The sequence below is a fragment of the Steroidobacter sp. genome, from assembly GCF_016790065.1.
Lineage (GTDB): Bacteria > Pseudomonadota > Gammaproteobacteria > Steroidobacterales > Steroidobacteraceae > Steroidobacter.
Genome location: NZ_JAEUPY010000711.1, coordinates 1 through 26,026, shown reverse-complemented (window position 1 = coordinate 26,026; position 26,026 = coordinate 1). Strand labels below are relative to the sequence as shown.

Sequence of the window (26,026 nt, the reverse complement as noted above, 5' to 3'; positions counted from 1 at the left end):
TCAAGTGATCAGCTACAACGTATTCCTGGATCGCGAGCGGCTGCCGGCCGCCGCCGACTGGGCTCGCCTGATTCGCGAGGCCGGCTTCGAAGTGCAATTGAGCACCGAGTTCGAGCCGCATTCCCACAGCGGCTACCTGCCCTGCCCGGACGAGCGCACCGGTTTCGAGTACTACCTGGAAGCGTTCGGCGCACCGGCCTTTGAAATCGGGGAAATCGGCGAGTCAGGCGCCAAGGCCATCGGTCAGCGCAACGCCGTCGCCAGCTTGCGTTTCAGCGGCCGCCCGGCCGACCGCACCGCTGCCATCGCCGCAGCCGCAACGTTGACGGCCATGACCGACGGCGTGCTATTCGATACCGAACCCGGCCATTTCATCGGCGCCCACCAAGCGCTGGCGTGGGCACGCAACGAACGCTATCAACCGGTCGCCACCTATCGGCGTCGCGCGATGCGCCGGAAGGCGCGCCTGACGCCGGCCGTCATCGTGCGCCTGCTGATCATCGTGTTTCTGGCGTTGGCGGTGTGGTTTCTCAGGAAGTAGCGGCACGCGCGTCTAGCTGCACGGGTGGCTCCTGTTCCTGCTCAGCCCGCTCGTGGAAGGCCACCACACAATTGCGACCACTCTGTTTAGCCGTGTAGAGCGCCGAGTCGGCCGCTTCGAAGAATTGTTCGGCACTCCCGAACTCGCCGCGCGCCAAGCAGGCGTAGCCGACGCTGATGGTGATCGCCAGGTCGCCGTGCAATGTTTCTTCGATGACCCGGCGCAGTCGCTCGCTCATCACCGCCGCGGTCTGGCAATCGACGCCCGGCAGAATCACCGTGAACTCTTCGCCGCCGTAACGACAAGCCACCAACGGCTTGCGTGCGAACTTACGCAACGCATGCCCGACCGCCTTGATCGCCTGGTCGCCGCGCGCATGGCCATGCCGATCGTTGTAGCTCTTGAAATGATCGATATCGAGCACCAGCAACGACAACTGCCGCTGCTCTTGCCGAGCCACCGCGAATTCCTCAGGCAGCCGGTCATCGAACAAGCGGCGATTGCCCAGCAAGGTGAGCGGATCGGTGCGGCTCTGGTGTTGCAGCTCGTTCATGCGCGTGCTGAGCGTCAACGACAGCAGAATCATTTCCAGCAACGAACCGATCTGCCAGCCGTTCTGAGTAAAGAAGGTGTGCGGCAACACGCCGAAGGTCTTGAGCAGGAACACCACCGAGCCGCACAGGAACGAACTCCAGGCGATCACATAGAAGCGCGCCGGCCGCGAGCCCGCCACCATGGCTGAGGTTCCCAGCACCAACATGAAGAGCACGCCTACCAGCACCAGCCCAGCGACCGGCGCGATGATGGTCGCGTAAGGCACGAACGGCGAGGCCAGCAACAAAGCGGCGGCAACCGTCTGCAATATCCGGGCGACCAGATCCAGCCGCGGCGTCACCTCTTTGGCGCGCAAGATCATTCGCGAGAACTGCAGCCCGGCGATCAACGCGATATTGATGAAGGCGACCAGGCTGGTGTTGCCCCAACGCGGGCTCTCCGGCCATAGGTACTGATACGCCAGCCCGTTGTGGATCAGCATGTACAGGCCGAACGTGCCCACATACGCGAAATAGGCCAGGAAGGCTTTGTCGCGCACGGCGATGAACACCAAGCTGCTCCACACCAACAACATGATCACGCAACCGTAATAGATGCCGTACGCGAGTTGCTCGCGGCTCAATGACTCCAGCAATTCCGGCGAGCTGAAGAGCGACAGGCTGATGTCGATGGGCCCCTGCGACTGATAGCGCAGGTAGATGACCCGCTCGCCCTCGGCCGGCACGTGCAGCGGGAACACCAAATCCCGATGAGCGATATCGCGCGTCGCGAACGGGCGGCGGTCGCCAGTCTGATGGGTTTTCCATTCCCCAGGGCCGGTCTGTTCGTAGACGTCCAGGTAATCGATCAGCGGGTAGGTCTGGCGCAGAAAGATTTCGCGCTCGCGCGGACCGTCGTTCCGCAGTGTGACCCTGGCCCACCAGATCGAGCTGGTGAAGCCGACGTTGGCGGCCTTCAACGAGCCTGGCGTGAAGCTCGACTGAGCCACCGCGTCGATGGGTAGCTGGCCGGTCGCGTCTTCGAGCAGATCGACGTGACGACTGAACTCCTCGACGTAGACGCGCTCGTCGGCGGGCAGGACGAAGGCTTGCGTGGCTGAGTCGGCAGCCAACGCACTCACGCAGGTCAACGCCAGCATCAAGGTAAAAACGGCAATACGCTGTAGCGACCGCGGCACTCTATCCTCCCAATCCGTTGCACCGGTGCTGCGCGTCCATGCGCTCCCGGCATTCGAGCATCCTGCTCATCATGAGTATGCGACAGCACGCACCTCACTGCGACGTCGTAAGCCATGAATTATTGGAACTGTGATCTCGTCAGCGGGCACACGCTGAGCGGGTGGGTAAGTTGGTCAGTCTAACGTGCGCGGTCGGGACGACCTCACCGCCTCTAGAACAACAAGGAGCGACAGATGCGGCGGTTGATTCGTTGGGTGCTGGGACTGGTGGCGATTCTCGCCGTGGTAGCGGTGGTCGGCTTTGCGTGGTTCGTGCTGTGGCCGGTGCATACCATTCCGGCGCTCGAGCCGGTCGATGAGTATGTGTACCTGGACCAGAACTGGGGCGCAGGCCAGAACAGCGAACAGCGCCAGACCTACTACTACACCGCGCAGGGCACCTCGATGCCGCAAGGCGCCTCGGCCGGCGCGGTCCGTTACGACTGGTTCGTGCACCTGGAGCTGCCGTTCTCGGAGGAGCGCTTCGCCAACCCCGACCATCTGCGCAAGTATCGCTTCCTGGTCGACCCCGAGCCGAGCCCGGCCAATCCCGATCAATTGCCCATCGGCTTCACCAAGCATTTCGATCCGGCCATCGGCGAGCACGTGCTCGACATCACCTGTGCCGCCTGCCACACCGGCGAAATCCATTTCAAGAAAGACGACCGCAACTACGCCATGCGCATCGATGGCGGCCAGGCCATGCACGCCTTCACCGACATGTCTCGCGGCAGTTTCGCGCCGGTACTGTTGGCGTCGCTGTTGGATACTGCCGTCAAACCCTGGAAGTTCGACCGCTTCGCCAAGCGCGTGCTGGGCTCGGGCTATCCGTCCGCCAAGCCGCAACTGAAGTCGGCGCTGTGGGCCAGCATCAAAGCCATGCTGGGCAGCGGCCAGAACAATCCGTTGCGCAAACTGTATCCGGTGCACGAAGGCTTCGGCCGCACCGATGCGCTGGGCCGCATCGGCAACACCGCGTTCGGCGATCATCTCGCGCCCGGCAACTATCAAGTCGGCGACGCGCCGGTGAGCTATCCCTATCTGTGGAACATCTGGAAGTTCGACTGGGTGCAGTACAACGGCTCAGTGGCACAGCCGCTGGCTCGAAACATCGGCGAAGCGCTCGGCGTCGGCGCCATCTCGCCGTTACGTAGCGATATGAATGAGCCGCTGCCGGCCGATCATCGGTTTCGCAGCAGTGTCGATATCCCCGGACTTCAGCGCATCGAACACACGTTGCAACAGCTGACGCCGCCGACCTGGCCGGAGCAAATTCTCGGCAACATCGATCAAGCCAAGGCCGAGCAAGGCTCGAAGTTGTTCGAACAGTATTGCCGCGGCTGTCACGGCCCGCACGTGGCCGACGCTGCTCGTCAGCAGGCGAGCGCGCCGCTCAAGCCCTATCCGGAAGTCGAATGGCGCATCGAAGTGATTCCGCTGGAACACATTGGCACCGACGCCAATGCGGCCAAGGGTTTCATGGAACGTCATTACAATCTTTCGACCACGGGCCTGACCAATGCGGAACTCGCCGATGCACTTCGCCCGCTGCTAGTTCGCGCGTTGACTCGCGATGCTCGCTTCCGCTTGCGCGAAGTCGTTCGCTTGCGTGGCGAGCAACAGTTGCCGCTCGGCGAATTGCCAGCGTTGCTGGCGAACTATCCGGACCCGGATGGCAGCGTCACGCCGAGCCTGCCGCAGGAAAGCTTCGACGCCATCGACGCCGCGTTGGAATCGTTGCTCTCGCCCATGCCGGTGCTGTCGTCTACGCAACCTGACGATCCACTCAATTGCGGATTGGACTGCCACACCCTCAACTTGCTGTGGGACGTGCGCAGTGGCACGGCCAATATCGAACAGACGGTCGCGGGTTTGGATGTGACCAAGCTGACGGAAGGGTTGGCGCTGAATCTGGTCGGTATTCTGATCAAGAACCGGTTCTATGCCGATTACGGCATCGACTATGCGACTCAGCAGTGCTTGGAAGGTTTCGGTGCGCTCGATCTGCCGCAGCAGATCTCTGGCTACAAACCTCGCCCGTTGCAAGGCGTGTGGGCTACACCGCCGTTCCTGCATAACGGCTCGGTGCCGACGCTGTATCAAATGCTGTTGCCGCCCAATCAGCGGGACAAACGTTTCTTTGTCGGCCGCCGCGATTTCGATCCGGTGCATGTGGGTTATGCGACGGAGCCCGACGCTGAAGGCAGCGACGATGGCTTCTGGTTGGATACCAACATCCCCGGCAATCGCAACATCGGCCACGGCTTCGCCGCCGATGCCGCGACCTGGAGCAAACATTTGCAGGACTCGAAAGCGAATCCGCTGCCCTCGGGTGTGATCGGCCCGGAGTTCACGGATGAACAGCGCTACGCGCTGGTGGAGTACCTGAAAGTTCACCGCGACCCGCCGACCCCGGAAGGCTTCAAGCCCCCGCAATGTCAGTTGTTCGGCAAGTCGCTCTGACCTGAGCGTCGAACAGCCGCCCGCGATGGCGGCTGTTCGACCAGCACCGCCCGTGTCAGCGTCTGTAAAGTTATATTTCTAAACTCAGCGGCCGGCGCGCTTGGCCAACGTGACAAACAGCGCGTCGAACGGCTCCTTGAATTTCTTCACACCTTCGCGCTCGAGCTGTTCGCTGACCACCTTCAGGTCGATCCCTAAGTTGCGCAGGACCTGAACAGTCTCCTTCGCATCGGCCAATTCATCTTCGATGCGTACGGCAGCATCGCCGTGATCGCGAAACGCATCGACGGTGGCAGGCGGCAGAGTGTTCACCGTGTCCGGTGCAATCAGCGCCTCGACATACACGGTGTCTTTGTACGCCGGATCTTTGCTGGACGTGGAAGCCCACAACAACCGCTGCGGCTTCACACCCTTCTCGGCAAGAGCACGCCAACGATCGCTGCTGGTCCACTGCTTGAAGTACTGATACGCCAGACGCGCGCTGGCAATCGCAGCTCGGCCGCGACGTGCCTTGGCTTCGTACGTGGTCAGAGTGTCGAGCTTGGCATCCACCAAAGTATCGATACGGCTCAGGAAGAAGCTGGCCACCGAGGCAATCTTGTCGATGGGCTGGCCAGCCGCGACTCGCTGCTCGAGACCGGCGAGATACGCGTCGACCACTGCTCGATAGCGCTCCACGCTGAACAGCAGCGTCACATTGATGTTGATGCCGGCAGCGATCAGTTCGGTGATGGCCGGCAAGCCGGCTTCGGTGCCCGGCACCTTGATCATGGCGTTGGGCCGATTGAAGGCCTGCCACAGCCGCAGCCCTTCGGCGACAGTACCGGCCGTGTCATCGGCCAGGTGCGGCGACACTTCCAAGCTGACGAAGCCATCGGTGCCCGAGCTTGCGTCATAAGTTTGACGGAACAGATCCGCCGCGGCCTGAACGTCTTCCAGCGCCAGCGTCTCGTAAATGTCGTTGATGCTTCGGCCCGCCTTGGCGAGGCTGGCAATGGCTTCGTTGTATTCAGCGCCTTCGCTGATCGATTTGGCAAAGATGGCCGGATTCGATGTCACCCCCGCCAACGCGTCCTCGGCGATCAGCCGAGCCAGATGGCCGTCGCGCAGCCAGCTGCGACGAATGTCGTCCAGCCAGATGCTTTGCCCGAGCTGATGGACCTGGCGTAACCGGTTCACGACGCTTTGATTGACGGCATTCATTACGACTCCGACTCGAATCTGGCAGGCGACAACAAGCCGAATTGTATATCACGGCCGCCGCGGCGTTTCGATTCGCGATGTTGCGTCAATACTGCAATTCCGCGGCGTGCCTTTTTCTCCAGCCCGCAGTGCGTATTCTCCAACCAACAAAGAGTCCCACAGCCGGCGCCGCGCATGCTTCACTCGCTCCTCACAGCCCGAGCCCTGATCCTCGTGACGTTTCTAGCCAGCGTCACTTTTGTGCAATTCCGTGGCCGAGTGCGCCACAAGTTGTCACGTCTGCTGGCCGATCACGCCAACTTGCTCGCGCCCTACAACGCGCTGATGTATTTATTTTCGGCGGTCAAAGCCCAGCCCTATGCCGACGTGCGCGAGTTTCCGGAGTTGCGCCAAGTCACCGAACAGTGGCAAGTGATTCGAGAAGAAGCATTAAAGCTGTTCGATGAAGGCCACATCCGCGCGGCGTCGGGATACAACGACATCGGCTTCAACACGTTCTTCAAGCGCGGTTGGAAGCGCTTCTATCTGAAGTGGTACGGCGACTTCTTGCCGTCGGCCTCGGCGCTGTGCCCAAAGACCGCCGCGCTGTTGGCGGAAATTCCTTCCATCAACGCGGCAATGTTTACACTTTTACCACCGGGCTCGCGGCTGGGCGCGCATCGAGATCCATTCGCAGGCTCGTTGCGTTATCACCTCGGGTTGCTCACACCCAACTCGCCCGACTGTTACATCATCGTCGATGGCCAGAAGTATTTCTGGAAGGACGGCGAGGCCGTGATGTTTGATGAAACCTACATTCATCAAGCCGAGAATCGTACCGATGTGACGCGCGTGATTCTTTTCTGCGACATCGAACGGCCGCTGTCCAACCCGGTGTTGCGATGGGTGAATCGCACTCTGGGCCGCGGCATGATTCGCGCGGCGGCAACACAAAACGTAGCGGGCGAACACGTTGGTTTCTTGAATCGCATCTTTGCGTACGTGTATCAAATCCGCGCGCTCGGCTTGCGTATCAAGGAATGGCACCAGCCGCTTTATTACTTGTTGAAATGGTTGCTGATCGCAACGCTCGGTTACGCCATTTTTGTCGGATTCTGAAACAGTGTTGGCACACGCCCGGCACACACTTCGCCGCGCGTCGCCGTTGCGGCGACAATTGTTTCCTCCGCACGCGTAATCAGCACCGTTCTCGCTCGTTAATAGCTCGCCGCGCAGCTGATTTTCAACATCGCGTTTTTCCGCATGGAACTTCCGTGCGTGCGTATCGTTGCTTGTTTATATCGGCACAGTTTCTGCAAGCCTATTGGCCAAGAGGTTTGACTGTGACGACGGACGGGAGCGACAACGATGATGCGTCTCGGACTCGCGTGTTTCACTCTGCTCTTCCCCCTTCTTGGCATGAGCTGCGAAAGCGTCAATCGCGAGCAGTGCAAGCAGCGGTTCACCGCATTGGTGAACTACCGCACAGAAGCCATCACCACCGCCTTCGGCGATTTGCTGGGGACCTTGCCCACGGCGCTGCAGGTCCGGTTCGTCGGCTCCAAGGACCTGGCCGACACCGACGGCAAAGAAACTTACGATTCGGAGCAACGCACGCTGGTGTTTCCACGCCGGCTGCTCAGTGCCAAGGTGCCCAATCCGATCCGTGCCGCCGCCTACTACTGGCCGTTCTATGAGAACGAGCAGTATCGGAATGCCTTCCCGGTGGTGGAAACCATCGATCAGCTGATCTGGACCGCGTATCTGCAGGAAGCCGCCAAGGCGCGTGGCTTGTCCTGGCCGCACAAGGACTGCAAGTCCAACGATCTGGGCGAACGTCTGCCCTGCGAAATGCTGGTTGAAGGTATCAACGAACATCTCAAGGAAGTGCGCGCCCCCATCTTCAATGCGAATCGTCTGGACATGATCTGGCCGGAGGATTTCGCGCGCTTCCGTCGCAGCCTGTGGAACAAGGGCGACCAGGTGTATCTGGATGTCCAGCGCTACGGCGGGATTCTGTTGATCGCGCCGCTGATCGATCAGTTCGGCGTGCCTCGCGCACTAGCGTACGTCGCGCAGACACCGTTCCATATCGAGGACAACAACATGCGGCTTTCGGCGCAGCGCTATCAGGAGCGCGCGCGTAAAGTTCTCGACTTCGACTAGTAGCGGCTCACCACATCAAGTCATCCGGCACGACAAAGTCCTTATACGGATCGTCTGCTGCCGGCTTGCCGTCTTCCGCATTCAGTTTCACCACGGCGCGTTCGTCGCGCTCGCGAATGCGGTCGGCGACTTCGGGCAGCACTAAATCGTACTTACCTTCGCAACGAACGATCACGATGCTGCCGGCGACCAGCTTTTCCCGCAGGGCGTTGTCAGCGGTGATCCGACGCACCTTGCCGCGGTCGATGAAGTTGAAGTACTCCTCGCTCTCCACCTTGGGCAAGCGATGCTGCTCGATCAGCTGCTTGATCTGCGCCCAGCGTTCCTTGCGATCCTGGTTTTCCTGGCGCTTACGGTTCAGCTCGGCATCGCGCGCAGCCTTGTCGGACTGCGCCTTGGCGCGCGCCTCGGCAGCCCGCTTTTCCTGCTCTTCACGCAGCGCCTTGTTCTTGGCCTGCTGATGCTGTTGCTGCTTTTGCTGGTGATCGGCCTGGCGCGCCTGCTTCTTGTTGCCTAGGCCGGCGGCCAGCAACTGCTCGCGCAATGACATGCTCATCGAAGGCTCCGCACAGACTCCTTGGGGGACGGCGCCATTCTACGCAAACCGCCGCCGTCATGCTGGTTGTAACCCGCCCCCACGCATGGTCTCGATTTCCCGGCGCGGCGGGGCGCCGAACAGGCGGCGATACTCGCGGCTGAATTGCGACGGGCTTTCATAACCCACCCGATGCGCGGCCGCGGCGGCTTCCAGCCCCTCGGTGAGCATCAAGCGGCGCGCTTCATGCAGGCGCAGGTGCTTCTGGAATTGCATCGGCGACATGGCGGTCACGGCCTTGAAACGATGATGCAACGACGATTCGCTCATGTGCGCGGCCGCCGCCAGATCCTCGATCCGCAGCGATTCGGTGAATCGCTTGCGCAACAGCTCGATGGCGCGCGCCACCCGATTCACCTGACTGTCCACCACGCACAACTCGCGCAAGCGATGGCCCAGCTCGCCGGTCAACACTCGATAATGGATTTCTCGCAGCACCAGAGGGGCCAGAATCGCGGCGTCTCGCGGCTGTTCCAGCAATCGGGTGAGACGCAAAACCGCGTCCAATAATTGCGGGCTGGTGCGTGCGACATACAAGCCACGATCGGTCGAAGGCGGTACAGCGCTGCGGCCAACCTGCAACAGCAGCTCGCCGATCATGCGTGCGTCCAGCTCGAGCCGCAGACACAAGTACGGCTGCTCGGCAGTAGCTTCCAGCACATGGCCAATGGCCGGCAAAGTCACCGACACGGTGAGGTAATTCAACGCATCGTAGTAGAAGACTTCGTCGCCCAGCACCGCGCGCTTGCGCCCCTGGACCACGATGCAAAGGCTGGGGTCGTACAACGACGGCGTCGGGGTGGTCGGCGAGTTGGCGCGGATGGTCACCAGGCTGGGAATGGCCGACTGGTACATGCCCTCGGCGGGCGTCAGCCGGGTCACCAACGCGGCCAGCTCGGCCTGCTGTTCATCCAGATTGGGCAGGTCGTTCAAGGGCTTGCTTGCCACCAGGGCGGCGGCGGATAGGGCGGCGCTCATAGCTGCTGCCTCCACGACAATCAGGCTAGCGGGTCAGAGTGCATCTCAGCACAGCACCAGCCGCTTGTCCCGGGTGGGCAAGCGACCTTTGCAGAATCGGGCAAGAATCAACGAGGAAAGGGTCAGGCCGGTTCCGGCACCGAGAACAATCGCTGCCGGTCGGCTTCATCCAGCGGACGCCAGCGGCCTTCGGGCAGACTGCCCAGATCCAAGCCGCCGACCTGGCTTCGATGCAGCTTCTCGACGTGATTGCCTACCGCCGCGAACATCCGGCGCGCCTGGTGATAGCGGCCTTCGGTGAGCGTCAGTCGTGCCTGGCGCGGGCCGAGCACTTCGAGTTTGGCGGGCGCCAACGGCTCGCGCTCGGACTCGAGCATCAATTTGCCGCTCGCAAAAATCTTCTCCTCATCGCCCCGCAGATCGCGCGCCAGCGTCGCTTCATAAATCTTCGGCAGCTTGGACTTGGGCGCGACGATCTTATGTAGCAAGCGGCCGTCATCGGTCATCAACAACAACCCGGTGGTGTCGCGATCCAAGCGACCCACGGTCGCGACGATGGGATTGCGATGACGAAAGCGCTCCGGCAACAACTCATAAACGATTTGTCCGGCGTCGCTGGTGGAACAGGTGTAACCCACCGGCTTGTTCAGCATCAGTAACAGGCCGGGCGCCGGATCCAACGGCTCGCCGTCGATCAGGACGCGCGCATGATCCACCTTGTCGTCCGAGTACAGCACTTCGCCGTCGACATCAGTGATGCGGCCGTCGCGAAAAATCTCCAGCACTTCCTTGCGACTGCCGTAGCCCAGATTGGCGACCAGCTTGAGTAGTTTCATCGCGGCCTCTTGCTGGATTTCGCTTTCGGAGTCGAGCGGGCGCGCACCGCTTCGATGATCTTGTAACCGTGCTGCTGGACCACCGTGTGCACGCGCTCGAAGTTTTCGCTCAACACGTTCTCGTACGGCAGATGACGATTCGCCACCAGCCACAAGCGGCCACCGGGATTGAGCGCCTCGGCCGCCACTGCGATGAAACGCTTGCCGATGTCGGGTCGATCGATGGCCCGCTGCGCATGGAACGGCGGATTGGTGACGATGACGTCGTAGCGATCCGGCAAGCCGACAGCAACGTCATGCCAGCGATAGTCGATGGGCGTGCGTGCTTCGAAACTCTTCAGATTCTCGCGCGCCAATTCCAACGCACGATTCTCAGCTTCGTAAACATCGAGCGCCGAAATGCGGGGACACCGCGTCAACAACTCTGCCGACAAATAACCGAAGCCGCCACCGAGATCGGCCGCACGGCCGGATAGCGTCGACGTCAAATGCTCAGCCAGCAACGCCGAGGCCACATCGATGCGATCCCACGCGAAAATTCCGGGACGACTCATGAAGCGACCGTCGGCGATGGCGCGCGGCGCATCGAGTGCCTGCCACTCAGCAATCAAAGGAACATTGAGTCGAGCCAGTGACGCCGTCCAGAACACGCGGCATTTGTTTTTGCTCATCGACTCGACGTCGCCGGTGAGCTGCGCCAGATCCGCTTCGGCCGAGCGCGCTCCTTCATCGTTGCTTTGACTGACGATGATGCGACCGCCGGGTTTGGTCATCGCGACCGCACGCGCCAACAAGGCACGCGCTTCGTCGCGTTGACGCGGCGGCAGGATCAACACCAGCTCATAGGTTTTCGCACCGTCAGTTGCGTTGACCGCAAAGCCCGCTTGTTTCAGCGCATCCGCTTCGGGCTTGAAGCTCTGCTCACAAACCAGCCCGGGCCGCGGCTGCTCACGCAACGGCCAACCATCGCGGGCGCGCAGAAACATCGCACCGCCAGCCGGCCATGGCAGCTTGCCGTCGTTGAACGGCAGGAACAGCGTCTCGAGCGCCGCGTCGTTACGATCAGCCGGCATGCGACTGCAACAGCTTTTCAGTCGCAGCCAAAAACACGCACACCGCAACGCCTTCGACGGCCTGCGTGACTTCAGACAGCTCCGGGAAACTCGGCGCGATACGAATGAAACGATCGTGCTGATCTTTCGCTAGCGGATGCGTAGCGCCGGCAGGCGTGAGCTCCACGCCGGCCTCTTTCGCCAGCTTCACCACTTGCTTGGCGCAACCGTCGAGCACTTCGAGCGAAATGAAATAGCCGCCCTTGGGTCGCGTCCATTTCGCGATACCGGAATCGCCGAGCACCTTGTCAAAGATGTTCAGCACTGCTTCGAACTTGGGCGCGAGGATGGCGCGATGCCGATCCATCAACGCGTTCACGCCGCCGTTGCTGTTGAGAAAGCGGATGTGACGCAGCTGATTCACCTTGTCGCCACCGATGGTTCGCATGCTCATGTGCTTCAAGTACCAGGCGACGTTGTCCTTGGAACCCGCGAACAAGCTGACTCCGGCGATGGACAGCGTGATCTTGGACGTCGAACCGAAAATGAAAGCGCGATTCGGATTGCCATGACGCGCGCACAGCTCGTCGACGTTGGCGATCTCGACGCGCTCGGCCGTGAGGTGATGCACGGCGTAGGCGTTATCCCAAAACAAACGAAAGTCGCGCGCCGCCGTCGGCATCTTGGCCAGGCGCTCGATGGTTTCGTTGGAATACACGGTGCCGCACGGATTGCTGTATTTGGGCACGCACCAAATGCCTTTGATCTGCGGATCGGCAGCCACCAGCTTTTCGACCACGGCCATGTCGGGGCCGGTGTCGAGCATGGGCACCGGAATCATTTCGATGCCGAACTGGGCACAGATGGAAAAGTGTCGGTCGTATCCCGGCACCGGGCACAGGAATGCGACGCGCGATTCGCGCGACCAGGGCTTGTCGCTGTCGACCGTGCCTTTGAGCAGCGAATAGACGACGGCGTCATGCATCAGCGCCAGGCTGGCGTTGTCACCAATGATCACGCGATCCGAGCTGACACCGAAAATCGGCGCCAACTGCGCGCGCAGTTCCGGCAACCCCTGCAGCTCGCCGTAATTGCGAGTATCCACGCCGCCAGCCAGATAGTCCGCGCCCGGCAGGGTCAGCAGCTCACTGCTCAAATCCAGCTGTTTCGACGACGGCTTGCCGCGGGTCAGATTCAGTTTCAGCTTGCGCTCGGCAAAAGCCTGGTACCGGTGGAGGATGTCTTGGTGGGCGGCGCGCAGGTCGGCAGCACCCAGGGTCGTCAGATTGGGCATGGCAGGGGAATGACCGGTTGAGGGGTTAAATTCGCGGGTGCGGATCTTAGCGGCTATTCTGACCCCATGGCATCCATCCTCATTGTCGGCGCCGGCGCGGTCGGTGCCCTGTTCGGTTCGGCCTTGGCTCGCCAGGGGGCGCAGGTGTCGGTGGTGTGCCGCTCCGATTACGACGTGGTGTCCCGCGAAGGCTACGACATCATCAGCCCCTTGCTGGGCAATCACCGCTTCTATCCGCATGAAGTCTTTCGAGAAGTTGCCGAGTGCCGGACGCCGCCGGACTTCCTGCTCCTGACGGTCAAAGTCCTGCAGGGCGTGGATCGCGCAGCTCTGATCCGTCCCGCCATCGGCCCAAGAACGGTCATCGTGCTGATCCAGAATGGTGTCGATATCGAGGCAGAAATCGCCGCCGCGTTTCCGGACAACGAAATTCTCAGCGGCCTGGCGCTGGTCGGCGTGGGCCGCAGCGCGCCCGGCATGGTGAATCACCAAACCATGGGCCAGCTGCATCTGGGGCGCTATCCCGAGGGCCATTCCGAGGCCAGCGAACGGCTGGCGGCGATGTTCAATGCCGGCGGTATCGGCTGCAAATTGACCGATAACGTGGTCACGGCGCGCTGGCAGAAGGCGGTGTGGAACGCGACCTTCAATACCGTCTCAGTCACCGGCGGCATGCTCGACACCGCGGTGATGCTCGGCACGCCCGAGTCGACGGCGTTCATTCAGCAGGCGATGGAAGAAGTGTGCGCGGTGGCCGCGGCGGCCGGGCATCCCATGCATCCGAAGCTGATCGGCCAATTGATCGGCACCACCAAATCCATGCCGCCGTACCACACCAGCATGGCGCTGGATTACAAGTACGGCCGGCCTATGGAGATCGAAGCCATCCTGGGCAACACGGTGCGCGCGGCTCGCAAACACGGCGTCAGCACGCCGATCTTGGACACGCTGTACGCGCTCACCAAGATGATCGAGCAGCGAATCGCGGCGACATAACGCCGCTCGCGTCAGGTCCCGGCGGCTTTCTTCTTCGCCTTCGGCGGCTGCTTCACGGCATGCAGCACGTTATCGGCGACGCGTGACATCCAGCCGCCCGAGTACAGCATCATCTTCAGGGTGTGCAACAACACCTGCCCCGGGCCTTCCACGGCCAGGCGGCAATCTTCCTCGATCTTGCAATTCTGCATCTCGAACAGGCCATTGCCTTCGATGATCAGATTGGTGTCTTTGAAGTGGCAGTCGACGAACACCTTGCCGTCGAGGACCACGCGCTGCCCGGTGAAGGTCTTGCCGCGTACCGTCTTCATCTTTATGTAACTTCGTAAGTTAGCGGCGCTGCGAGCGCCATGAGCGGAGGCGGTCTTTCTACACGAATGCGCCGGCTCTTGCACGGCCCGGCGCCGTAGAGGAAGCTGCCGGCCGCATGCGTTTATGTAGATTCGATACCGACAGACTCGGAGTGCTCCGCGGCGACATGGTCGTCGATGTGACCTCCGTCCTCGACTCCATCCCGGCGGCGCGCTGGCCCATCGACCCCGGCGACCTGCTGATGAGCAGCTTCGACCGGTTGCGCGGCTTGCTCGAGCAGGCAGCACTGTCCGGCGTGCCCCGCCATCTGGCGGACTGCGCCCTGAAAAGTCCCATCGCCAATCCCAGCAAAATTCTGGGCGCGCTGAAGAATTATCACCAGCCGGCCGACGACGCCGACTATCCGGTGAGCACGCTGGATCGCGACGGCCTGTTCCTCAAAGCCAGCACCTCGGTGGTCGGCCCGTCCGAGGGCATCGAACTCACCCTGCCCGGCCGACAGCACGATCACGAAGTGGAACTGGCGGTAGTCATCGGCTCCTGGTGCCGGAATGTCAGCCGCGAGCGCGCCTTGGATCACGTCGCCGGTTACACCGTGGCATTGGACATGACACTGAAAGGCAGCGAAGAACGCGGTCTGCGCAAATCGCTGGACGGACACACCGTGCTCGGCCCCTGGCTGATCACGCGAGATGAAGTTGCCGATCCCGGCGCGTTGGGACTGTGGCTGCAGGTGAATCGGCAGTCGCGTCAGCGGGGCAATACCCGCAACCTGCTCAGCGATGTGCCGCGGCTGATCGAATACGCGTCGACGTTTTTCACGCTATATCCGGGGGACATCATTCTCACCGGCACGCCGCCGGGCGTGGGCTCGGTGGTGTCGGGCGACGTCATCGATGCAGGCATCGCCGGCATCGGTTCGATGCGCGTGGAAGTGCGCTGACTCGGCTACTCACCAGGCCCCAATAGAAGACGGGGCCGCCGATGCTAATCGACGGCCCCGCGCGACCTAGTTATAAAACTAGCCCCATCCTTGGGTTGAAAATCACTTCCCCTTTCGCGGCTTTTTCACCGCCTTCTTGTTTCCCCCTGAGCGTGTCTTGCTCTTGGCTGCGGCTTTTTTCTGCGCGCCTTTTTTGGCGCCTTTCTTAGCCGCGGTCTTCTTGCTACCGGCGCCTTTGGCCGCCGGCTTCTTGCTGGACTTTTTCTTGCCGCCTTTTTTGGCGGGCGCCTTCGCAGGTGCCTTCACCGGCGCTTTCTTGGCTGGGGCTTTCTTGGCCGGAGCCTTTTTCGCCGGAGCCTTCTTGCGAGCTGGAGCTTTCTTGGCAGGCGCCTGTTTCGCAGGAGCTTCCTCGGCCGGTGCTTCGGCGGGCGGAGCTTCCTTCGGCGGCGCCTTCTTGGCTGGCGCCCGCTTGGCGGGTGCCTTCTGAGCCGGGGCTGCCGGCGGCGTATCGGCCGGCGGCGCTTCCTCGGCGGCTGGGGTTTCAGGGTCCTGCACCACCGGCGGCGGCGACTCGGAGCTGGTCAAATCGAGAGCGAGATTAGGGTTGTCTTTCACGGCTTTTTTCTCTGCAGCTTTCTTCACGGGTTTTTTCATGCTGGCGGCGGAGGCATGCGCTGCGAACAGCGCGCCCTGCGGATCGACGGCTAATACGATCCAGTCGCCACCGGGAACTTCCATCGGACCGTTGACCACCTGAGCGCCGGCGGACTTGGCTTTCTTGGTGGTCTGGTTCACGTCTTTGACATTGATATAACTCACCCAGGCCGGGCCCGGCCCGCCTGGCATGGTTCGCATCATGCCGCCGAGCTCCTTACCGTTCAGCCCGTAGATCAAATACGTGCCCATGGCGCCCATGTCGAGCTCGCGGATTTTTTCCCAGCCGAACAGGGCCGCATAAAAATCGAAGGCTGCGGCATGGTCCGCGCTCATGAGCTCGTGCCAGGAATGTTCGCCCGGCTTCGGAGCAGTGATCTTGCCGTAGTCCTGCGCGGATTCATACACGCCGAACTCGGCATCGAACGGATCTTTCAGCACCGCATGACGGCTGCCGGAGGACAACGTATCCACGTCCTTGAGCACTGCGCCGCCTTTTTGCTTCGCCAGTGCGATGGTCTTGTCGATGTCGCCGGTGCCGATATACGGCAGCCAATGCGGACGCCCGTCGTTACCGGTGACGGTGGCACCGACCGGACCGCGGGGGGCGGCGAACATTACGTAAGCAGCGTCTTGTTCCCAGGGCTGGCTCTTCCAGCCGATCGTCTTTGCATAGAAGGCGTGGGCAGCAGTGGCATCCGGCGTCACCAGCTCATGCCAGACGAACCGTCCACGGACACTCTGATCTGCCATCGCGATCTCCCTCGATGAGACTTTGTTAGGTTGCCCTAATCAGGTGGCGAAGCATGCGAGTCGATTGGCGGCTGAGCATACTCCGCTCGTTGCCGCAAAAGTAGTCAACACCGCCAACACATACTCACATTGCGCCGACGCACGCGCGTACTTGCCAAAAAATGACGATGAGGTACAACAGCACGCTAGGAATTTCGCATCGGCAACGCACCTCGTAACGGATCTCATGATCGTCACACCTGAAGCGCGGCACACACGTCGCGCATTCTTGGGTCTCTTCGGCGCAATGCTCGTCGCCTCGCTGCCATCGGCAGCGGCAGTGGCGGAGACACCGCCGTTACAAATCTGGTTCATCCGGCACGGCGAGAGCGAGATCAATGTGCCCGGCAATCCGCGCCTGGTCCCCGACGGCGGCATGAGTTACCCATTGACCCGTCGCGGTGTGGAGCAGGCACGCGAGCTCGCCGCGACGTTGAACGGGGAGCCCATCACCAAGATCTACACCAGCACCCATTTGCGTGCCGTTCAGACTGCGGATGCGGTGGCGTTCGATCACACCCTGACCCTGTCGCTGGCCCCCGAGGCCGTGGAAATCGACTTCGGCCTGACCCCCGACTCGACGCAGGATGTCCGCGCTGTTTACAACGATCTGGCGCGTAAGTGGCTAATCGAAAAAGACCTCGAAGCGCGCAACGGCCGGGGCGAGAGCTTCGGCGAAGTGCAGCGCCGGTTCCTGCCGTTTGTCCGCGAAGTCATGAACCGTCACGCGTTGGACTCGGGCATCGTCGTGATCGTCGCGCACAGCGCCACGCTGGGTTTCATGGTGCCGGTGCTTGCCAACAATGTGCCGGCGGATTTCGCCCTGCGCCATCCGCTACCCAACACCGGCATCATTAAAACCGAGCTGCGCGACAGCCGGCTGGTGTGTACCGACTGGGCCGGCATCACTACCTTTGGTGAATGAGCTGCGCTGACGCTACCATGCCGCCGCACGATTGAACGGGGGCGTGCGATAGCATGATAAACAAAGCGTTTTGGATTCTGGTGGCGCTGATCGGCGCCTATGCAGTCGGCGGTATCGCGCTCCATCGCGGCGAAACCATCAATGCCATGTGGATCGTGGTGGCCGCGCTGTGTATCTACAGCCTCGGCTATCGTTTTTACAGTGCGTGGGTGGCCGCCAAAGTATTGAGCGTCGATCCGACGCGCGCCACGCCGGCGATCCGGCTGAATAACGGCCGCGACTTCGTGCCGACCCATCGCTGGATCGTGTTCGGCCATCACTTCGCCGCCATCGCCGGCCCCGGCCCACTGATCGGCCCGACCCTCGCCGCCCAATTCGGTTACCTGCCTGGCACCTTATGGATTCTGGTGGGCGGCGTGCTCGGCGGCTGTGTTCAGGATATGACCATCCTGTTCCTGTCCACGCGTCGCAATGGCCGCAGCCTGGGCCAGATGGCGCGCGACGAACTCGGACCGGTCGGCGGTTTCGCGGCCATGCTCGGCACGCTGACCATCATGATCATCCTGATCGCGGTGCTCGGCCTGGTCGTGGTCAATGCCATGAAACACAGCCCCTGGGCCACCGCGACCGTGTTCGCCACCATCCCCATCGCGGTGCTGGTCGGCGTCTATCTACGTAACATCCGGCCGGGCCGCGTGCTGGAAGGTTCGCTGATCGGCCTGGCACTGCTGTTGTTCGCAGTGGTCGGCGGCGGCTGGGTGGATTCGCATCCGGCGCTGCGCGAGCTGTTCAACCTCGAAGGCAAACCGCTGGCTTGGTTCGTGATCGCTTACGGCTTCATCGCCGCCGTGCTGCCGGTGTGGCTGCTGCTCGCGCCGCGCGATTACCTGTCCACGTTCCTGAAACTCGGCACCGTGTTGCTGCTGGCCTTCGCCGTGATCCTGATGCGGCCGGAAATTCATATGCCGGCGGTCACACAGTTCATCGACGGCAGCGGTCCCATCTTCGGCGGCGCGCTGTTTCCGTTCGTGTTCATCACCATCGCCTGCGGCGCCATTTCCGGCTTCCATGCGCTGGTCTCCAGCGGCACCACGCCCAAGCTGATCGGCAATGAAGGCGACGTGCGACTGATCGGTTACGGCAGCATGATGCTGGAGTCGGGCGTGGCCATCATGGCCATGATCGCCGCCACCCTGCTGCAACCCGGTGTGTACTTCGCCATCAACAGCGCCCCCGGCGTGGTCGGCGCCACCGCCGAAGCCGCAGTCGCCACCATCTCGAGCTGGGGCTTCCCGGTGACCGTCGAACAAATGTCATTCCTTGCCAAGGAAATGGGCGAGTCGACCTTGTTCGCACGCACCGGCGGCGCCCCGTCGCTGGCGGTGGGCATGGCCAGCATTTTCTCCAGCGCCTTCGGCCAGAGCATGCTGGCCATCTGGTATCACTTCGCCATCATGTTCGAAGCGGTGTTCATCCTGACCACGCTCGATGCCGGCACCCGCGTCGGCCGCTTCATGCTCCAGGATGCATTGGCCCATGTATGGAAGCCGTTCGGCGAAACCTCGTGGTATCCGTCGGTGCTGATTTCCAGCGCCCTGGTGGTCGCCGGCTGGGGTTACTTCTTGTACATCGGCGTGGTCGATCCCAACGGCGGCATCAACATTCTGTGGCCGCTGTTCGGCATCGCCAATCAGCTGCTGGCCGGCATTGCGCTGTGCGTGGCCACCGGCATCCTGATCAAGCAAGGCAAAGCGCGTTATGCCTGGGTGACCGGTGCGCCACTGGTGTGGCTGGCCATCGTGACCACCACCGCAACTTGGGAAAAAGTAGTGTCGGCCGATCCGCGCATCGGCTTCCTCGCCGCTGCCGATCAAATGGCAGCCAAGCTCGCCGCCGGCACCTTGCCCGCCGCGCAGGCCGCGGTCGCGCCGCAATTGATCTTCAATCAGCGGCTCGATGCGGTGCTGGCGGTGTTGTTGTCGGCAATTCTATGGGTGGTCATCGCCGACATGCTGCGCGTAAGCTTGCGAGTGATGCGGGGTCAGCCCGTGCCTCCGAACTCGGAGGCTCCTTACGTCAAGGCCAGCGCGGAGGCGGCTTGAGCATGCAACGACTGAAACAGCTGCTGCGCTCGAGCTGGCACCTGGTCCGCACGCTCGCCACCGATGACGCGTACGACAAGTACCTGACTCATCATGCCCAGGCTCACGGCGACTGCTCGCCGTTGAGCCGTCGGGCGTTTTATCTACAACAGCAACAGAGCAAATGGACCGGAGTGTCGCGCTGTTGCTGACTGAATTGCACAGATAGCACCTATCTGTGCCAGGACTGCGCCAGCGCTGCATTGTTATGATGCGCGCCCACTTACGCGGGCCTACATCGTGACTGAAATCAACGCGGATACCTGGACCTGGAATCGACTGTCGCGCGGCGAGCCGACCTTTTGGTTGAACAGCGGCCGTCCCATTCCCCATGAAACTCCGCCGAGCATCGGCCTGCGCGACATCGAAGACGCACGCGCCCGCTGGGAACGTTTCGCACCGCTGCTCAAGGCGTTGTTTCCCGATCAAGTCACCGACGGCATCATCGAATCGCCGCTGATTCCCGTACCCAAGCTCGCTGCTCGTTACTTGCCCGAAGAGCATCGCGATGCCAGCAGCCGCATCTTCGTGAAAGCCGATCATGCGTTGCCGGTCGCCGGCAGCATCAAAGCTCGCGGCGGCATCTATGAAGTGCTGTGCCTCGCCGAGCGCGTCGCGCTGGCCGAGAAGATCATCAGCGGTCATGACGACGATTACTCGAAGCTCGCATCGCCTCTGGCTCGTGAGAAGTTCGCTCGCTATCGTTTGCTGGTCGCCAGCACCGGCAACCTCGGCTTCGCCGTCGGCACCATGGGCCGCGCGCTCGGCTTCGAGACCACGGTTCACATGTCCAGCGACGCCAAGACCTGGAAGAAAGATCGGCTCCGCAAGCTGGGCGCCATCGTGGTCGAACACGCTGCCGACTACACCAGCGCCGTCGCCGCCGCCCGCTCCGAAGCGGCCGCCGCCGACAACGCTCACTTCGTCGACGATGAGCAGTCGCTCGAGTTGTTCCTTGGCTATTCAGTCGCTGGCTTGCGAGTGGCCGAGCAGCTGAAGAAGGCCGGCATCGAAGTCAGCGCCAAGAAGCCGCTGTGTGTGTATTTGCCCTGCGGCGTCGGTGGCGCTCCCGGCGGCGTGCTGTTCGGCTTGCGAGCTGTGTTCGGCGATAACGTTTGGGGCTTCTTCGCCGAGCCGACTGCGTCGGCCTGCATGCTGATGCGCTTGATGTCTCAGCTGCCGCCGGAAGCATCGGTGTATGACATCGGCTTGGACAATCGCACTGAGGCGGACGGGCTTGCTGTCGGTCGTGCGTCGGAGTTGGTTGTTGCTGCGGTTGGCGAACATGTGAAAGGCGCTTTCACCGTCGCCGACGACGAAATGTTTCGCTGGGTGGCTCGCGCTCAGCGCGAAGAAGGCCTGCGGTTGGAGCCTTCGGCTGCCGCCGGCTTCCCGGGCGCGCTTCAGCACATCTGGACGGTGCCCGCACCGGAAGTCGCTAACGCAACCCACCTCATGTGGACGACCGGCGGCAGCATGGTGCCGGACGAACAGTATCAAGCGATGCTCGCCCGCGGCGTGGCTTTGACCGCTAACGAATAAGACAGGGCAGGAGGCGCCGGGACCACCGGCGCCTCCTTCGATCAGACCACAAACCCCTGTTTGACGATCGGCAGCTTCCGCAGCCGCTTCTTGGTCGCCGCATAAATCGCATTACAAACCGCCGGGGCGACCAGCGCAGTGGCAGGCTCACCCATGCCACCGGGCTTCTCATCGCTAGACAGCACATGAATCTCGATAGACGGCGCCTCATTCATCCGCAGCAGCCGATACTTATCGAAGTTCTCCTCCTGCACTCTGCCATTCACCACGTTGATCTCGCTGAACAGCGCCGCGGTTAACCCAAACACGATGCTGCCCTCAGCCTGAGCGTGCACGATGCCAGGATTGACCATCTGCCCGCAGTCGATCGCACACACGATGCGGTGGACCTTGAGCTTGTCGCCCTCCAACGAAATCTCCGCGACCTGTGCGAGATAAGTGTCATACCCCGACATCAAAGCGACACCCTGAAAACGACCCTGCGGCGGTCGACCCCAGTTCGCTTTGTGAGCCGCCGCATCGAGCACCGACAACCAACGCGGTTGTTTGCTGAGCAGCGAGCGCCGGAACTCGACCGGGTCCATGCCCGCCTCCGTCGCCAACTCATCCATGAAACTCTCGACGGTGAAACAGTTCAGCGCATGACTGACGGACCGCCAATAGCCAACGTCCAAACCCACTTCGTGCTGCAAATAATCGATATATAAATTCGGCACGTCATACGGAAAGTTATGTGCCGCCTCGACCGCGAACGGATCCGGCGTTCCTTGTGGCACGGCGCCCGGCGCCCAGCGCGCGGTGATGGAAGGTGCGACCAAATGCACTTTCACAGTATCCAACTTGCCGTTCGCATCGAACGCACCGGACAACGAGTTGCGCGCCGGCGGCCGATACTTGTCATGCGTCGTATCGTCCTCACGTGTCCACAACACCTTCACCGGTTTGTTCAGTGCCTTGGCGCACTCCACCGCTGCAGGAATGAAGTCCACATCCAACCGCCGACCGAACCCGCCACCCAGAAACGTCGTGTGTACGAACACTTTCTCAGGCGGCAATCCAGCTGCCTTCGCCGCCGCGCCTTGCGCCATCTGTTGCACCTGAGTCGGCGCATACACATGACAGCCATCCTCGCGAAATTCGACCGTGCAGTTCTGCGGCTCTAACGTCGCATGCGCGAGCATGGGCAATTCATAAACCGCCTCGACGCGCCGCTTGTTCGCCTTCCAACCCGCGTCGGCGTCGCCTTCCTTACGCACATCCAAACCCTTGCCGCTGGACGCCGTCTTCAAGCCGGCAGCGATAGCCGCGTTGTTCAGCTTGGCCGTCGGCCCAGGATTCCATTCGATCTGCAAAGCATCGCGTGCCGTCTTCGCTTGCCACCACGAGTCGGCGACCACTGCGACACCCGACGATGTTTGCAACACCTCACGCACGCCCGGCATGGCCTTGGCTTGGTCGGAATTGAAACTCTTCACCGTGCCTTGCAACTCCGGCGGTTGCGCCAACGCGGCGTACAACATGCCCGGCAATTTCACATCGATGCCGAACTGCGCACTGCCATCGACCTTCGACGGCGTGTCCAGGCGCTGCATGGTCTTGCCGATGTATTTGAAGTCGTTGCGCCCTTTGACTTGCACATTCTCCGGCGGTGGCAACGCTGCTGCGGCTTCAGCCAACTCACCGAACGATTTGCGACGACTGGTGAACACCACATAGCCATCGGCGACCGAGCACGACTGCGGCGGAGCGCTCCACTCCTTGGCAGCAGCAGCGATCAATCGAGTGCGCGCTTCAGCGCCAGCCATGCGCAACTTGTCCCAAGCTTCGCGCACGCTTGTGCTGCCACCAGTGGCTTGCGCGCCCAGCAACTTGTTTACGTAGTCGGCGCCCGGCGGTGCGAATTCAACTTTGATCGTGGTCGGCGCCACGCCCAACTCTTCGGCGATCAGCGTCGGCAGCGCGGTGTACACGCCCTGGCCCATTTCCGACTTGTCACAAAACATGGTGATGGAGCCGTCGGTGCCGATCTGCAAAAACGCATTGGCCTTGACCAGCTTGGGCGGGCCGAGTTGTTTGACCGCTTCTTCCGGTTTGCTACAGCCGGGAATGTAACAAGCGATTACCAAGCCGCCGGCCACCGACGCGGTGGATTTGAGGAAACCGCGGCGAGACAACTCGCCTTGCATGGAACGAGATGAAGTTGCCATGTCAGCCACCCTCCCGGCCGGTCTGACCGCCGGCCAGCGAGGCCGCGCGATGAATCGCCTTACGAATGCGTGGGTAGGTACCGCAACGACAAATGTTGCCCGCCATGGCGGCGTCGATGTCCGCATCGCTGGGCTTGGGATTTTGTTTCAGCAAGGCCACCGCGGACATGATTTGTCCGGACTGGCAGTAGCCGCATTGAGGCACATCGATTTCCATCCAGGCCTGCTGCACCGGATGGCTGCGGTCCGTCGACAGACCTTCGATAGTAGTGATGGTTTTACCGGCAACGCTTTCCACCGGCGTAATACAAGCGCGCGCTGGCGCGCCGTCGATATGAACTGTGCAAGCCCCGCACAGCGACATGCCACAACCAAACTTGGTGCCCGTCAGTCCCAGCGTGTCGCGCAACACCCAAAGCAGTGGCGTCTCCCCCGAGACCTCCACTTCACGTGGTTGACCATTGACCGTGAGCTTAATCATTGCAAAACCCCTCACCGGCTTAGAGTTGTGGAGCGGAATATAGGCCCGCGAGAACAATTTCACACTCCGTAGTCGTGCGATGCAAAAACCGCAACTGAACAGCGCGGCTGAACGAACAGCCAGGCTGGACACCGGGCATGCAGGACGCTCAAGCCCGGTGTGTCGTTCGGGCGCGACGGCTCGTGTCGGAATGTTTGACACCCTTTCGTGGCCTGTGTAATTAACCGCAGCTCGTTCAACGTGAGGAGTGCCGACATGGCGTTGTGGAAAGATCAGTACGGCAGGGAACAGAACACCCCCGAACCGGCCCCGGAAAAAGCCGTGGCTCCAGTCGCCGCCGTCGACACTCGCGCCCCCGCACCAGCCGCTGCCCGGCCCGCGGCTGCCGGCGAGGCCAAGGAATCAGTGCTGGCCGCCGGCCTGACCATCGAAGGCAAGATCGAAGGCACCGGCAATGTCCGCGTCGCCGGTAACTTCAAAGGCGACGTGCACGTGCAGGGCAACCTGACCATCGAGCAAGGCGCCAAGATCACTGGCAGCGTGCGCGCCAACACCGTAGTCGTCGGCGGCGAGCTGGAAGGCAACATCGATGCGGCCACCCGCGTCGAGTTGTTACAAACCGGCGTGCTGAACGGCGACCTGAAGGCCGGTTCGCTCACCGTCGCCGCCGGCTCGCGGATGCGCGGCCGCGCCGAATTCGGTTGGGAAGACAAGGGCGGCAAGTAACCCCGATGCCCGTGATGAGTACGGGAAGGTCGGCTGCAGCGGGCAAGACGCGCATCTGCCCTCACTGCAAGTCGACCATTCTCGAAAGCGCGAGCATCTGCCCGGCCTGTCAGCATCACCTGCGCTTCGATCCCAAGGCCGCGGTCGAGCGGCGAGCGCAGGCGACGTTCTCAGCGTTGCGGGTGGAAGGTGCATTCCGACATCCGCCGGAAGGCGACCCTTGGGAATATTCCGTCGTCATTTCGGTGCGTAACGACCGCGGTGAGGAAGTGTCCCGCCAGGTGGTAGGCGTCGGCGCGCTCGGCGCCAATGAAGGGCGCACCGTCACAGTCTCGGTGGATGTGTTCAAGCCACCGGAGAAATAGCGCAAACTGGCGCCATGCCACGTTTGTACTTGGTTCGCCACGCCAAGCCCGCCGCGTCCTGGGGCGAAGACCCCGATCCGGGCTTGGATGCCACCGGTTTTACGCAAGCCCGCGCCACCGCCGAAAACCTCGCCGGCTCGTTGTCGCGGCTGCCGCTCTACACCAGCCCGATGCGTCGCTGTGTCGAAACCGCGCAGCCACTGGCGCAAATGTGGTTCAGCCACGCCGAGCCGATGCCGTCGGTCGCTGAAATTCCATCGCCGCCCATCGGGCTGGCTGAACGTCACGATTGGTTGAACGCGTCGATGCGCGGCACCTGGCAGCAACTTCATAAAAATGCGCCGCCGGGTTCCATCGATTATTTGCAATGGCGGCGCGCGCTGACCGAATCGTTACTCGGCATTCAACACGACTGCGTGATCTGTACTCACTTCGTCGCCATCAACGTCGCCGTCGGCGCCGCGCAGAAAAGCGATCAAGTGGTGTGCTTCCGTCCCGACCATGCGTCAGTGACGGTGGTAAGTAACGACAAAGGTCGACTGCGCTTGGTCGAGTTGGGCCGTCAGGCCGATACGCTGGTACTCACTCGACAGTAACTGGCGCCGCGGCCGGCGTCGGATACGACACGCGCTGTTTCAATTCGTCGATCTGACTTTGCCATTGCTCGCGCTCGGCGTCCGACTTGGCCAGCCACCAATCGCGCACCGCCTGATTGTCATAGGGCAACGCCCAGTCGCGATACTTTTCGAACTCGCTCTTCGGAAAGTCGTTGGCGAGGCCCTGCACATACTTGTCGAAGAAGCCGCGCACGAAATCGTTCTGCGCACCGATCATCACCTCGGTGGGCGTCGTGCCCAACATGCCGTCGCGCACCGGCCGTCGCATGAACAGCGTGAAATCCGAGAAGCCCAGATGCGCCGCCTCTTTCATTTGTAATCGATAGACGTCGCGCAACTCGCCGGCGTTCTGGAAACGCTCGTACGAAAAGTCGTTGAAGCTGCGCACGCCGCCACTCGTGTCCTTATTGAACATGCGATACATGCCGCGCATGTCGGAATGAAACA

25 protein-coding genes are annotated in these 26,026 nt (G+C 61.8%); 13 read left to right on the top strand and 12 right to left on the bottom strand.

Annotated elements, in window-relative coordinates; translation table 11 throughout:
* The first annotated feature begins 4 nt into the window (after window positions 1–4).
* Window positions 5–541 carry a hypothetical protein gene (locus JNL55_RS29200; RefSeq protein ID WP_293862956.1) on the top strand — a complete coding sequence of 179 codons (537 nt, stop codon included), beginning with the start codon at window positions 5–7 and terminating at the stop codon, window positions 539–541.
* On the opposite strand, the gene JNL55_RS29195 is transcribed toward JNL55_RS29200, so the two are convergent.
* A complete protein-coding gene (locus tag JNL55_RS29195) occupies window positions 531–2,273 on the bottom strand; it encodes a diguanylate cyclase (protein WP_293862954.1) in 1,743 nt (580 codons plus the stop codon). The two genes, JNL55_RS29200 and JNL55_RS29195, sit on opposite strands and share 11 nt — an antisense overlap.
* Before the next feature lie 234 nt (window positions 2,274–2,507).
* Here JNL55_RS29195 and JNL55_RS29190 point away from each other — a divergent pair, with 234 nt between their 5' ends.
* Entirely contained in the window at window positions 2,508–4,775 is a 2,268-nt protein-coding gene (locus JNL55_RS29190; RefSeq protein WP_293862952.1) for a di-heme-cytochrome C peroxidase, read from the top strand.
* An 84-nt stretch (window positions 4,776–4,859) separates the two neighbouring features.
* Here the strand turns inward: JNL55_RS29190 and tal are convergent, their stop codons facing one another.
* Window positions 4,860–5,978 carry a transaldolase gene (tal, locus tag JNL55_RS29185; protein ID WP_293862950.1) on the bottom strand — a complete coding sequence of 373 codons (1,119 nt, stop codon included), beginning with the start codon at window positions 5,976–5,978 and terminating at the stop codon, window positions 4,860–4,862.
* A gap of 174 nt (window positions 5,979–6,152) precedes the next feature.
* Between tal and JNL55_RS29180 the strand changes: the two genes are divergently transcribed.
* Window positions 6,153–7,076: an aspartyl/asparaginyl beta-hydroxylase domain-containing protein gene (locus tag JNL55_RS29180; RefSeq protein WP_293862948.1), complete on the top strand. Its 924-nt coding sequence runs from the start codon at window positions 6,153–6,155 to the stop codon at window positions 7,074–7,076.
* A gap of 300 nt (window positions 7,077–7,376) precedes the next feature.
* Window positions 7,377–8,123 carry a hypothetical protein gene (locus tag JNL55_RS29175; RefSeq protein ID WP_293862946.1) on the top strand — a complete coding sequence of 249 codons (747 nt, stop codon included), beginning with the start codon at window positions 7,377–7,379 and terminating at the stop codon, window positions 8,121–8,123.
* A 7-nt stretch (window positions 8,124–8,130) separates the two neighbouring features.
* On the opposite strand, the gene JNL55_RS29170 is transcribed toward JNL55_RS29175, so the two are convergent.
* From JNL55_RS29170 to JNL55_RS29150, 5 genes are all read right to left on the bottom strand, one after another.
* Window positions 8,131–8,679 (bottom strand): DUF2058 domain-containing protein, encoded by a 549-nt coding sequence (locus JNL55_RS29170; protein WP_293862944.1) that lies wholly within the window; start codon window positions 8,677–8,679, stop codon window positions 8,131–8,133.
* Between the two features lie 57 nt (window positions 8,680–8,736).
* Window positions 8,737–9,696: an AraC family transcriptional regulator gene (locus tag JNL55_RS29165; RefSeq protein ID WP_293862942.1), complete on the bottom strand. Its 960-nt coding sequence runs from the start codon at window positions 9,694–9,696 to the stop codon at window positions 8,737–8,739.
* Between the two features lie 122 nt (window positions 9,697–9,818).
* Window positions 9,819–10,532 carry a pseudouridine synthase gene (locus tag JNL55_RS29160; RefSeq protein WP_293862940.1) on the bottom strand — a complete coding sequence of 238 codons (714 nt, stop codon included), beginning with the start codon at window positions 10,530–10,532 and terminating at the stop codon, window positions 9,819–9,821.
* Window positions 10,529–11,605 (bottom strand): class I SAM-dependent methyltransferase, encoded by a 1,077-nt coding sequence (locus tag JNL55_RS29155; protein WP_293862938.1) that lies wholly within the window; start codon window positions 11,603–11,605, stop codon window positions 10,529–10,531. Before JNL55_RS29155 ends, JNL55_RS29160 begins: the two co-directional genes overlap by 4 nt.
* Complete coding sequence (locus JNL55_RS29150) at window positions 11,595–12,878, bottom strand: aminotransferase class I/II-fold pyridoxal phosphate-dependent enzyme (protein WP_293862936.1); 1,284 nt, start codon at window positions 12,876–12,878, stop codon at window positions 11,595–11,597. Before JNL55_RS29150 ends, JNL55_RS29155 begins: the two co-directional genes overlap by 11 nt.
* 66 nt (window positions 12,879–12,944) lie before the next feature.
* On the opposite strand from JNL55_RS29150, the gene JNL55_RS29145 reads away from it, so the two are divergent.
* A complete protein-coding gene (locus JNL55_RS29145) occupies window positions 12,945–13,874 on the top strand; it encodes a ketopantoate reductase family protein (protein WP_293862934.1) in 930 nt (309 codons plus the stop codon).
* A gap of 11 nt (window positions 13,875–13,885) precedes the next feature.
* Here JNL55_RS29145 and JNL55_RS29140 read toward each other — a convergent pair whose 3' ends face one another.
* Window positions 13,886–14,185: a hypothetical protein gene (locus tag JNL55_RS29140; RefSeq protein ID WP_293862932.1), complete on the bottom strand. Its 300-nt coding sequence runs from the start codon at window positions 14,183–14,185 to the stop codon at window positions 13,886–13,888.
* Between the two features lie 116 nt (window positions 14,186–14,301).
* Between JNL55_RS29140 and JNL55_RS29135 the strand changes: the two genes are divergently transcribed.
* The gene (locus JNL55_RS29135; RefSeq protein ID WP_293862930.1) at window positions 14,302–15,129 is read left to right on the top strand and encodes a fumarylacetoacetate hydrolase family protein; all 828 of its coding nucleotides are present in this window, start codon (window positions 14,302–14,304) and stop codon (window positions 15,127–15,129) included.
* 102 nt (window positions 15,130–15,231) lie between these two features.
* Here the strand turns inward: JNL55_RS29135 and JNL55_RS29130 are convergent, their stop codons facing one another.
* The gene (locus tag JNL55_RS29130) at window positions 15,232–16,536 is read right to left on the bottom strand and encodes a VOC family protein (protein WP_293862928.1); all 1,305 of its coding nucleotides are present in this window, start codon (window positions 16,534–16,536) and stop codon (window positions 15,232–15,234) included.
* A gap of 226 nt (window positions 16,537–16,762) precedes the next feature.
* On the opposite strand from JNL55_RS29130, the gene JNL55_RS29125 reads away from it, so the two are divergent.
* From JNL55_RS29125 to JNL55_RS29110, 4 genes are all read left to right on the top strand, one after another.
* Window positions 16,763–17,500: a histidine phosphatase family protein gene (locus tag JNL55_RS29125; RefSeq protein ID WP_293862926.1), complete on the top strand. Its 738-nt coding sequence runs from the start codon at window positions 16,763–16,765 to the stop codon at window positions 17,498–17,500.
* 53 nt (window positions 17,501–17,553) lie between these two features.
* Window positions 17,554–19,602, top strand: coding sequence for a carbon starvation CstA family protein (locus tag JNL55_RS29120; RefSeq protein WP_293862924.1), 2,049 nt, complete (start codon window positions 17,554–17,556; stop codon window positions 19,600–19,602).
* Between the two features lie 2 nt (window positions 19,603–19,604).
* Window positions 19,605–19,793: a YbdD/YjiX family protein gene (locus JNL55_RS29115; protein WP_293862922.1), complete on the top strand. Its 189-nt coding sequence runs from the start codon at window positions 19,605–19,607 to the stop codon at window positions 19,791–19,793.
* 88 nt (window positions 19,794–19,881) lie between these two features.
* Complete coding sequence (locus JNL55_RS29110; RefSeq protein ID WP_293862920.1) at window positions 19,882–21,183, top strand: D-serine ammonia-lyase; 1,302 nt, start codon at window positions 19,882–19,884, stop codon at window positions 21,181–21,183.
* Between the two features lie 41 nt (window positions 21,184–21,224).
* Here JNL55_RS29110 and JNL55_RS29105 read toward each other — a convergent pair whose 3' ends face one another.
* Both JNL55_RS29105 and JNL55_RS29100 read right to left on the bottom strand, forming a co-directional pair.
* The gene (locus tag JNL55_RS29105) at window positions 21,225–23,390 is read right to left on the bottom strand and encodes a xanthine dehydrogenase family protein molybdopterin-binding subunit (protein WP_293862918.1); all 2,166 of its coding nucleotides are present in this window, start codon (window positions 23,388–23,390) and stop codon (window positions 21,225–21,227) included.
* A 1-nt stretch (window position 23,391) separates the two neighbouring features.
* The gene (locus JNL55_RS29100; RefSeq protein ID WP_293862916.1) at window positions 23,392–23,871 is read right to left on the bottom strand and encodes a (2Fe-2S)-binding protein; all 480 of its coding nucleotides are present in this window, start codon (window positions 23,869–23,871) and stop codon (window positions 23,392–23,394) included.
* 255 nt (window positions 23,872–24,126) lie between these two features.
* Between JNL55_RS29100 and JNL55_RS29095 the strand changes: the two genes are divergently transcribed.
* The 3 genes from JNL55_RS29095 to JNL55_RS29085 are packed head-to-tail and all read left to right on the top strand — an operon-like array spanning window position 24,127 to window position 25,558.
* A complete protein-coding gene (locus tag JNL55_RS29095; protein ID WP_293862914.1) occupies window positions 24,127–24,597 on the top strand; it encodes a bactofilin family protein in 471 nt (156 codons plus the stop codon).
* A gap of 14 nt (window positions 24,598–24,611) precedes the next feature.
* Entirely contained in the window at window positions 24,612–24,962 is a 351-nt protein-coding gene (locus JNL55_RS29090) for a hypothetical protein (RefSeq protein ID WP_293862912.1), read from the top strand.
* A gap of 14 nt (window positions 24,963–24,976) precedes the next feature.
* Window positions 24,977–25,558 carry a histidine phosphatase family protein gene (locus JNL55_RS29085; protein WP_293862911.1) on the top strand — a complete coding sequence of 194 codons (582 nt, stop codon included), beginning with the start codon at window positions 24,977–24,979 and terminating at the stop codon, window positions 25,556–25,558.
* Here the strand turns inward: JNL55_RS29085 and JNL55_RS29080 are convergent.
* On the bottom strand, window positions 25,545–26,026 hold a 482-nt coding region (locus tag JNL55_RS29080; RefSeq protein WP_293862909.1), incomplete at its 5' end, for a hypothetical protein. The genes JNL55_RS29085 and JNL55_RS29080 overlap by 14 nt on opposite strands.